Annotated in this window: 7 protein-coding genes and 1 pseudogene; 5 read left to right on the top strand and 3 right to left on the bottom strand. The window is 43.5% G+C overall.

Annotated features, from left to right (window positions below; translation table 11 throughout):
• Nucleotides 1-104, top strand: a pseudogene (locus IQR33_RS31060) (two-component system response regulator); the annotation flags it as partial.
• A 91-nt stretch (nucleotides 105-195) separates the two neighbouring features.
• Here the strand turns inward: IQR33_RS31060 and IQR33_RS31055 are convergent.
• Both IQR33_RS31055 and IQR33_RS31050 read right to left on the bottom strand, forming a co-directional pair.
• Entirely contained in the window at nucleotides 196-2,331 is a 2,136-nt protein-coding gene (locus IQR33_RS31055) for a TonB-dependent siderophore receptor (RefSeq protein WP_064376719.1), read from the bottom strand.
• A gap of 99 nt (nucleotides 2,332-2,430) precedes the next feature.
• A complete protein-coding gene (locus tag IQR33_RS31050) occupies nucleotides 2,431-3,396 on the bottom strand; it encodes a helix-turn-helix domain-containing protein (protein ID WP_053350326.1) in 966 nt (321 codons plus the stop codon).
• A gap of 537 nt (nucleotides 3,397-3,933) precedes the next feature.
• Between IQR33_RS31050 and zwf the strand changes: the two genes are divergently transcribed.
• From zwf to IQR33_RS31030, 4 genes are all read left to right on the top strand, one after another.
• Complete coding sequence (gene zwf, locus IQR33_RS31045; protein ID WP_017634563.1) at nucleotides 3,934-5,436, top strand: glucose-6-phosphate dehydrogenase; 1,503 nt, start codon at nucleotides 3,934-3,936, stop codon at nucleotides 5,434-5,436.
• Nucleotides 5,433-6,149, top strand: coding sequence for a 6-phosphogluconolactonase (pgl, locus tag IQR33_RS31040; RefSeq protein ID WP_017634562.1), 717 nt, complete (start codon nucleotides 5,433-5,435; stop codon nucleotides 6,147-6,149). Before zwf ends, pgl begins: the two co-directional genes overlap by 4 nt.
• A 38-nt stretch (nucleotides 6,150-6,187) precedes the next feature.
• On the top strand, nucleotides 6,188-7,636 hold the full coding sequence (gene gnd, locus IQR33_RS31035; RefSeq protein ID WP_005377160.1) for a decarboxylating NADP(+)-dependent phosphogluconate dehydrogenase: 1,449 nt from the start codon (nucleotides 6,188-6,190) through the stop codon (nucleotides 7,634-7,636).
• A 226-nt stretch (nucleotides 7,637-7,862) separates the two neighbouring features.
• Nucleotides 7,863-8,390 carry a hypothetical protein gene (locus IQR33_RS31030; protein WP_033906174.1) on the top strand — a complete coding sequence of 176 codons (528 nt, stop codon included), beginning with the start codon at nucleotides 7,863-7,865 and terminating at the stop codon, nucleotides 8,388-8,390.
• A 10-nt stretch (nucleotides 8,391-8,400) separates the two neighbouring features.
• On the opposite strand, the gene IQR33_RS31025 is transcribed toward IQR33_RS31030, so the two are convergent.
• Entirely contained in the window at nucleotides 8,401-8,604 is a 204-nt protein-coding gene (locus tag IQR33_RS31025; protein WP_064376720.1) for a hypothetical protein, read from the bottom strand.
• Nucleotides 8,605-8,966: the final 362 nt, after the last annotated feature.

Raw genomic sequence — 8,966 nt, 5'->3', positions numbered from 1 at the left:
GGCGCTATTTGGAGTATCTTATCAGCACTGGTGAACTAGAGGCTGATTTAAACTATGGCTCTGTTGGTAGGCCAGAAAGGTGCTATAAAAAAGTGACAAGGTAGCGTTTATATTGATGCTCTATGCAAAATAAAAAGCGATGGCTTATTGTAGAAACCATCGCTTTACAAATTACTGCTGTTCCGTTCTAAGAGGTTAGAAGTTGTATTCTAACTTCGCTTCGATAGAGCGCTCAGCGCCAAACCAACAGTTATTTTTGTCGTAACAAGAATAGTATTCTTTATCGAATAGATTGCTTGCAGAAAGTGTGACGCTAGCCCCTTTCATTGATTCAGATACCGTTGAGAAATCGTAACTTGCTGCTAAATCAAACAAGGTGTAGTCCGGTACTTTTTGACTATTCTGTGCATCAATTTGTGCTTCTCCGACATAGCGAACGCCAGCACTGGTACGAAGGCCTGAAAGATTTCCTTCAAAGAAGTAATTGGCCCATAGAGAGGCCGTTTGCTCAGGTACCCAAACCGGCGTTTTACCTTCTTGGTTGTAATAACTGTCCTCGGTAATCTCCATATCGGTATATGTATAGCCTAGAGTGAAATCAGCTTGTGCTGTGGCTTGCCATTTTGCCTCAAGTTCAATACCTTGTGATACCACTTCGCCCGCTTGATAGTTCGGTGCATATGGATTATTCGGATCGGTCAAGATCGCGTTTTTCTTCGTAATATGGAAGAGTGCTAAGTTACCTGAGATATCACCAGATAATGGTGCGTATTTAAAGCCTAACTCCCATTGATGACCGGTTGATGGCTCAAATGCTTTACCAGAAGAGTCGGCACCCGCAATTGGCTCGAAACTTTCCGAGTAAGTAAGGTATGGCGAGAGACCAAAATCTAGCTCATACAAACCACCGACTCGGAAAGATACGTTGGTATCGTCTAACTCTTCCTTGCTCTTGGATACTGTTCCTAGATAATCGCTAACGGCGTCTGTATTTGAATCGTATTTATCCCAACGAAGACCTGCAATCATTACAAGTTGGTCGTAACGAACTTGATCTTGGAAATAAACGCCAATCTGCTTCGTTTTGATATCCAAGTTTTGTTTGTATTGGAAATTCAGTGCATTACGATCAATGCTGTTGTGGTCAGGATTAAAAATGTCCTGAGTTAGCGAATACCCAAGCGTGTCTTTGTATTTTACATCTGAGTCTAGATACTGATAATCAAGCCCGAACAATAAGTTATGTTCAAAATTTCCTGTTTTAATGTAGCCCGATAGTTGGTTGTCAATCACAAAGGATTTGGACTTTTCATCGGTTAAATAGGCATTTCGACCAACGGTACGGTTATCCGCTTCAAGTGCACCGTTATATGTGTTTTCCTGATAGGCATCGGCGGTCATGTAGCGGGCATTCTGTAGAAATTGCCAATTGTTGTTAAAGTCGTGTTGGACTTTGTAACCCATCATCAGAACTTCGCGTTCGTAAGTGTTCCAGTCCTCATCCCCCAAATAAGTGCTTGGTGACATCGAGCCAAGTGGGTTTTTAATCACTGAGCCAGATGCAGGCACAGTCGTGTAGATACCTGCTGATGGATCATTTTGATAGTAAACATTCACGTTCACTAATGTGCTTTCTGTCGCTTGCCAATTGAAAGATGGGGCGAGTACATAACGTTCATCTTCAGACGTATCGGCTTGACCATCTCGCTGTTTTGCCAGGCCGACGATACGGTAATCCACATTAGAATCACCAATTTGTCCTGTGGTGTCGAACGTCAGTTCTTTTAGGTTGTTAGTCCCAGTACTAATCGAGACAGAGTGCGAGGGTGTTGACTGAGGCGCCTTGGCGATAATGTTGACCATACCTCCTGGTGGAATATTGCCGTAAAGAACAGACGTTGGCCCTTTAAAAACCTCGATTTGCTCAAGAGCAACGGAATCGACCTGCGGTTGAAGGTTCCAACCGTTGTACAGCAAAGGAAGACCATCATAAAAGTTGGTGTAGTTAATAAAACCACGAATATTGAATAGGTCAAGTCGGGAAACGGCACCACCACGCAATTCTGTATTTACGCCAGGCGCATAACGTAATGCTTCGCTCACCGAGTTTACGCCGCGTAGGTCCATGTCATCTTTAGTGATTACCGTGATCGCTTGCGGTGTTTCCTCCGGTTCTAAAACGGTTTTAGTTGCGGTGTTTCGGTATGTTTCTCCTAGCACCGTAATCGTTTCGTGTTGGGATACGCTCTCAGTCGCATTGGCGTGGCCAGCGAGCAATGCGGATACGACGATAGCAACCGCTGAACGATGAAATCGAATCGGACTTTCCATATTTATAAATTCCACTACTTTTTCTATTTATTGATAATGATTGTTATTTGTATTCTATATTCAAAGAAATAGGAAAAGTTAACAATTTGGTGCAAAACACTAATCTTTGGAACTTATTCTTCTGTTCTTAGGTTTTAAAGATAGCGAGTCGTTTGGCTCGACAGGAATCCAATACTGCATTTGTGCTTGTTCGCTATCAACATCATAACCTTCTGGATAAAGCTCTAACTCATAACCATCGATAGCATGATAATTAGAGTAGGGTAGCCAATGTAAAATAAACCATTCCAGCGTTGAGGCGAGCTCTGATGCTTTGCCTATGTGTGTAATGACGGCGTAGGTTTGCTCAGGAACAGCCAAGAGGTCTAACCCCGAGTTGGAAGAGTTCGTTGATCTTGGTGCGTTTGCTGTTGGACTGCACTCATAACCTGCCCAATACTCAAGTTGTTGGTTGTTTGAATACGCTTGCGTCACATCAATCACGCCAAAGTAAGTACTTTCCGAATTATTAAGGTTTTCAGATGAATAAAGACGTGACCAAAGTGACGGTACTTTGGATTGGAAATCGGGCGTAGCGGAAAACAATCCGTGAATAGGTTCATGATAACCAGCAAGTTCAAAAGCCGGTTTTGTTTCTATTCGAACTTCAATAAAGCGCTGATGTTTTTTCTCTTCTTCTGGTGTCTTACGCAGCGTCAAAGGTTGCCTCAACCCGGAGAGTTGTTGCGTTTTTCGATATTCGCGGGGGCTTTTTGAAAACATATTCCTGAACGCTCGGCTAAATGCGTGTTCAGATGTAAATCCCATTTCTATCGCTATATCTAACGAGCGGTCAGAAGTATGGATTAAGCGCTCAGCCGCAAGGCTAAGTTTAAGCTCTCTGATGTAGTGAGCGACGGATACGCCAGTGTGTTGTTGAAATACGCGTTGCAGTTGCCAGCGCGACCAACAACTTGCTTTTGATATTTCATCTACGCTCAGAGTGCTGTCTAAGTTGGTGTGAATGTAGTCAAGCACCGATTGTATTCGGTTAATGGGATGTGGGTTAATGGCGCTTGATTTCATGGCGTTCTACTTTCACATTAATAGTGATTTCATTATCTTTAATTGAGTATCATTATCAATAGGATGATGAAATAAAAAGTAAGTAACACAGATCACGATAAAACTGTAATGGATTGCAAGTATGAGTAATTTTTACCCATATTAGAGTTTTTGCTTAAATTTTGTAGCGTTCAGATGAAACTTTTTTTATCAATAAAATACAATCGCTTATGACGTTTTGTGCAACTTATTTAAACGTTTGCACTGGCAAGTGTTGATGTAAATCAAATAGTCGTAGACAATATTGCCCCGTGTCGGACTCTCCTCCAGCGAGTACAGTGTGTACTTTTGAGACATAAGTGACTTAAATGACCTCAATACGTCGTGTTTCCAAGAATCGGAAATGCAACTTCTTAAGGTTCTTTGGGCCCATAGACTTTACCTATCAACGTAATAGGTAAGACCAATTTTCTATTTTGAGGTGCCATTGATAGGGTTGGCTAATTCTCTAGCCGTATCCGGGCACACAATAAGTACCTCGTTTTTAAGGGAAAGATGATGGTAATACCAGAAAACAGCAGCATCGTTATTTTTGGTGCTTCAGGTGACCTTACGTACCGTAAGCTCATTCCTGCTTTATACCACCTCTACGCGAACAAGCAGCTTCCAGAGAATTTTGCCATTCTGGGTGTAAGTCGCACTGAATACAGTGATGAGTCTTACCGCGCGAAGCTGAAAAAATCGCTTCAGGAAATGGAAAAGACTGAGCCAGAAACGCTTGATGCATTTATTAACCATCTGCACTACCAAGCAATTAATACTTCTGACACACAAGATTACGGTAAGCTATCTTCTCGCTTAGACCAACTTGCGGACGAATATCAATTCGAGCAACGCAATACGCTTTTTTACTTAGCAACCCCACCAAGTTTATATAGTGTGATCCCTGCAAGTCTTGCAGCACATGGTCTTAACAGTGAAGAGGATGGCTGGAAACGCCTGATCATTGAGAAACCATTCGGCTATGATCTTGAATCGGCGCGTATTCTGGACAAAGAAATTCACGAGCACTTCCAAGAGCATCAAATCTACCGAATTGACCATTACTTAGGTAAAGAAACGGTACAAAACCTACTTGTGCTTCGTTTCTCTAATGCGATGTTTGAGCCGCTTTGGAACCGTAACTTCATTGATTACGTTGAAATCACAGGCGCAGAATTCCTTGGCGTAGAGGAACGTGGTGGTTACTACGACAACTCTGGCGCTGTGCGCGACATGTTCCAAAACCACTTGCTACAAGTATTAGCAATGGTAGGTATGGAACCACCAGCGCAAATCAATGCAGACTCGATGCGTGATGAAGTGGTAAAAGTGCTTCAATGCCTAAAGCCATTAGACGAAAACGCTCTGCGCAATGACCTAGTATTAGGCCAATACACGGCGTCTGAAGTCCGTGGGCAAAGCCTACGCGGCTACCGTGAAGAGCCGGGAGTTGCAGACGATTCTCGTACAGAGACTTACATCGGTTTGAAAGCGTACATCAACAACTGGCGTTGGAATGGCGTGCCATTTTACGTGCGTACTGGTAAGCGTCTTCCAACACGCGTTACTGAGGTGGTTATCCACTTTAAACAAACACCGCATCCTGTGTTTGGTCAAAACGCACCAGAAAACAAGCTGATCATTCGTATTCAACCAGACGAAGGCATTCAAATGAGCTTTGGCTTGAAAGAGCCAGGCGCAGGCTTTGAAGCGAAGGAAGTGAAAATGAACTTCCATTACGCTGACCTGCAAGAAACGCAAATGCTAACGGCATACGAGCGTCTTCTACTTGATGCTTTGAATGGTGATGCTACGCTATTTGCACGTAGTGATGCGGTGGAAGCGTGCTGGCAATACGTACAGCCAATCTTAGATTTTAAGCAAGATCCACAATCCCTCTTCGGGTACGCATGCGGCACTTGGGGACCTAAAGAGTCAGATGACTTGTTACAGCGTGATGGCCGCGCTTGGCGTTTCCCATGTAAAAACTTAACAGATACGGATTACTGTGAACTATGATCAACCATAAGATCTACCAAACAGCAGAACAGGTAGTTGAAAGCCTAGCTAACGATATGAAAGCGTTTAGCGAAATGGGCAGACCTGTTCACATCTCTCTTTCTGGCGGCAGCACTCCTAAAATGCTGTTTAAACTACTGGCTTCAGAGGCTTACGCAACCTCCATTCAATGGGAAAACCTCCACTTTTGGTGGGGTGACGAACGTTGTGTTGCCCCTGACGATGCAGAAAGCAACTACGGTGAAGCGAACACGTTGTTGTTTAGCCAAGTAAATATTCCTGCGGAAAACATTCACCGCATCCGTGGCGAAGATGAGCCTAAAGCAGAAGCCGAGCGCTTTGCAAAAGAGATGGCAGAGGTGATCCCGAGTGAAAACGGCACACCTGTGTTTGACTGGATCTTATTAGGCGTTGGTGCAGATGGTCATACAGCTTCTCTGTTCCCTGGCCAAACGAATTATGATGATGCGAACCTATCTCTTGTGGCGTCGCATCCTGAATCGGGCCAACTTCGTGTGTCGAAAACCGCACGCGTATTAGAAGCAGCGAAACGCATTAGTTACTTAGTGCTTGGTGCAGGAAAAGCGGACATTGTTGAAGAAATTAACAGTTCACCAGCACACGCACTGCCATACCCAGCGGCTAAGATTCAAGCGAAATCGGGCCTAACGGAATGGTATTTAGATTTAGACGCGGCAGCAAAAATTGCTTAAGACGCTGCTCGTCGATGAAATAAAATTGGAGAGAAACAATGAAAGGTGATATCGGTGTAATTGGCCTAGCAGTAATGGGTCAAAACCTTATCCTAAACATGAACGATCACGGCTTTAAAGTGGTTGCTCACAACCGTACTGCTGCTAAAGTAGACGAGTTCCTGGAAGGTCCAGCAAAAGGCACGAACATCATCGGTGCATACTCTCTAGAAGAACTAGTAGAGAAGCTAGAAACGCCGCGTAAAGTAATGTTGATGGTTCGCGCTGGTGACGTTGTAGACAAGTTCATCGAAGCGCTAGTACCTCTGCTAGACAAAGGCGACATCATTATTGACGGTGGTAACACTAACTACCCAGATACAAACCGTCGTGTTGCTGCACTACGTGAAAAAGGTATCCACTTCATCGGTACTGGTGTATCTGGTGGTGAAGAAGGTGCGCGCTTCGGTCCATCTATCATGCCTGGCGGTGCTGCTGAAGCATGGGAAGCGGTTAAGCCTATCTTCCAAGGTATCGCTGCGAAAACTGACGCTGGTGAGCCATGTTGTGACTGGGTTGGTAACGACGGTGCTGGTCACTTCGTTAAGATGGTACACAACGGTATCGAATACGGTGACATGCAGCTTATCACAGAAGCTTACCAGTTCATGAAAGACGGTCTTGGTATGTCTGCAGACGAGATGCAAGCAGTATTCGCTGATTGGAACAAGACTGAGCTAGACAGCTACCTTGTTGAAATCACGGCTGACATTCTTGGCTACAAAGATGAAGACGGTGAGCCTCTCGTTGAAAAGATCCTAGACACAGCAGGCCAAAAAGGTACTGGTAAATGGACTGGTATCAACGCACTAGACCTAGGTATTCCACTAACGCTTATCTCTGAGTCTGTATTCTCTCGTTGTCTATCTGCACTGAAAGACCAACGTGTTGAAGCCGAGTCTCTATTCGGTAAGACAATCACTCCAGTTGAAGGCGACAAGCAAGAGTGGGTTGATGCACTACGTCAAGCGCTACTAGCTTCTAAGATCATCTCTTACGCTCAAGGCTTCATGCTAATGCGCGAGGCGTCTAACGAGAACGGTTGGGACCTAAACTACGGTAACGTAGCACTAATGTGGCGTGGTGGTTGTATCATCCGCTCTGCGTTCCTAGGCAACATCCGTGATGCGTACGAAGCGAACCCAGACATCGCTTTCCTTGGTTCTGATGAGTACTTCAAAAACATCCTACAAGGCAGCCTAGCAGCATGGCGTAAAGTAGCAGCGAAATCTCTAGAGTCTGGTATCCCAATGCCATGTACGATTTCTGCGCTATCTTTCCTAGACGGTTACACAACAGCTCGTCTACCAGCGAACCTGCTTCAAGCTCAACGTGACTACTTCGGTGCTCACACTTATGAGCGTATTGACCGTCCACGTGGTGAATTCTTCCACACTAACTGGACTGGTACAGGCGGCGACACAGCGTCTACAACTTACGACGTGTAATCGTTTTAAGTAAACCGACTAAATATAAAGATATAAAGGGATGCCCAAGTGGCATCCTTTTTTGTGTCTGTAAGATATTGGTAGATTTAAAAGTTACATTAAACGTTGATTCGTCACGCACTTCTCAGAAATGGGAGAGCATGCATTTGCTAGCAGTTTAATATTTCTCTTCGAAGAGTGAAGCTAAGCAGCTCTCTGTCGTCTCCTCAACTATAAGGTAATAGAAATGACACAACAGAAGCATCCATTTCACACAGCTTTCGTGTTGCTTATGTTCATATTACTGATTACTTACTCTATCTATCGCCTTTATCATCATTTCGTTTTCGAATCTCTACCGCTTCAGCTCAGTAGTGGTTTTCAAGTGCTCTACATTGATGCGTCATATGTTTTAAGTATCGCAAGCTTACTCTTATGCCCTACATTATTGGTCTATATTTTATTTGATCGAATGACTCAGTTAGTCAAAGTGCCGATTAAAGTGATAACTATAACAATTGTCTTGTCCCTTATCGTTGCTATTCCAGGTCAAATTTTTGAATTTGGGCGATTGAAATATATTGCAGAAAGTAATGGTTACTCAGCGTGTCCACCTTTCACAATTGCATCAAGCGGAATGTTTGTAGAAGCTATGGTAAAAGAAGAAAAATACTGTATAGAACCAGAAATTAATCGTATTGGTATGTATGGTTATTTTCACGAACTCGAACGGATTGATAACTATATCAAGTCACACGGAAATGACATCCAATAGAAAAGAGCGCCTAGGCGCTCTTTTCAGTGGTCGTTTTCTTGTTTTGATAAAACCTGTCTTTTAGGTAGAGAATTGCACTGACCAAAAGAGCCACTAAAGAAACAGTAAATAGGGCGTACATGCTGAGAATCCATGCGAATGTGGCCGTCAAGAATGCAATGAAGGAAAACATCCTGCTGAAAGACATCACATGGCCAAGTTTGTTACTTTTCATAAACGCCTCCCGATGCTAAGTGGGGATAGACAATTGTGGTCATATGCCACACTTTTAATTGTCTGCTCTTTTGGGGCGTTTCACACAAAAAAGTGGCTAAAGATTTCTCAAAAAAGGTGAAATATTGAACTGGTAGACAAATCGTTAAACTGAGTTGCACAGATATGACTTCGGTTGTCTATCACTTCAAAGTTTTTAACTACGCAGATTAAGGGCATGTAGCGTTATTATTATCGTATTCGAACTCTACGATACACAATTGCAAGTGAACCTACACTCGTAAGCTCATCCCTGTCGTCAGTTACAGTAAAAGTTTTTTTCTCTTTTTAACAATACCTTAGTAACTACGGGCAATTAAATCT

It is taken from the genome of Vibrio sp. OPT46, from assembly GCF_015163535.1.
GTDB lineage: Bacteria > Pseudomonadota > Gammaproteobacteria > Enterobacterales > Vibrionaceae > Vibrio > Vibrio alginolyticus.
The sequence above is the reverse complement of the archived record's forward strand: the minus strand, read 5'-3'. Positions and strand labels throughout refer to the sequence as shown.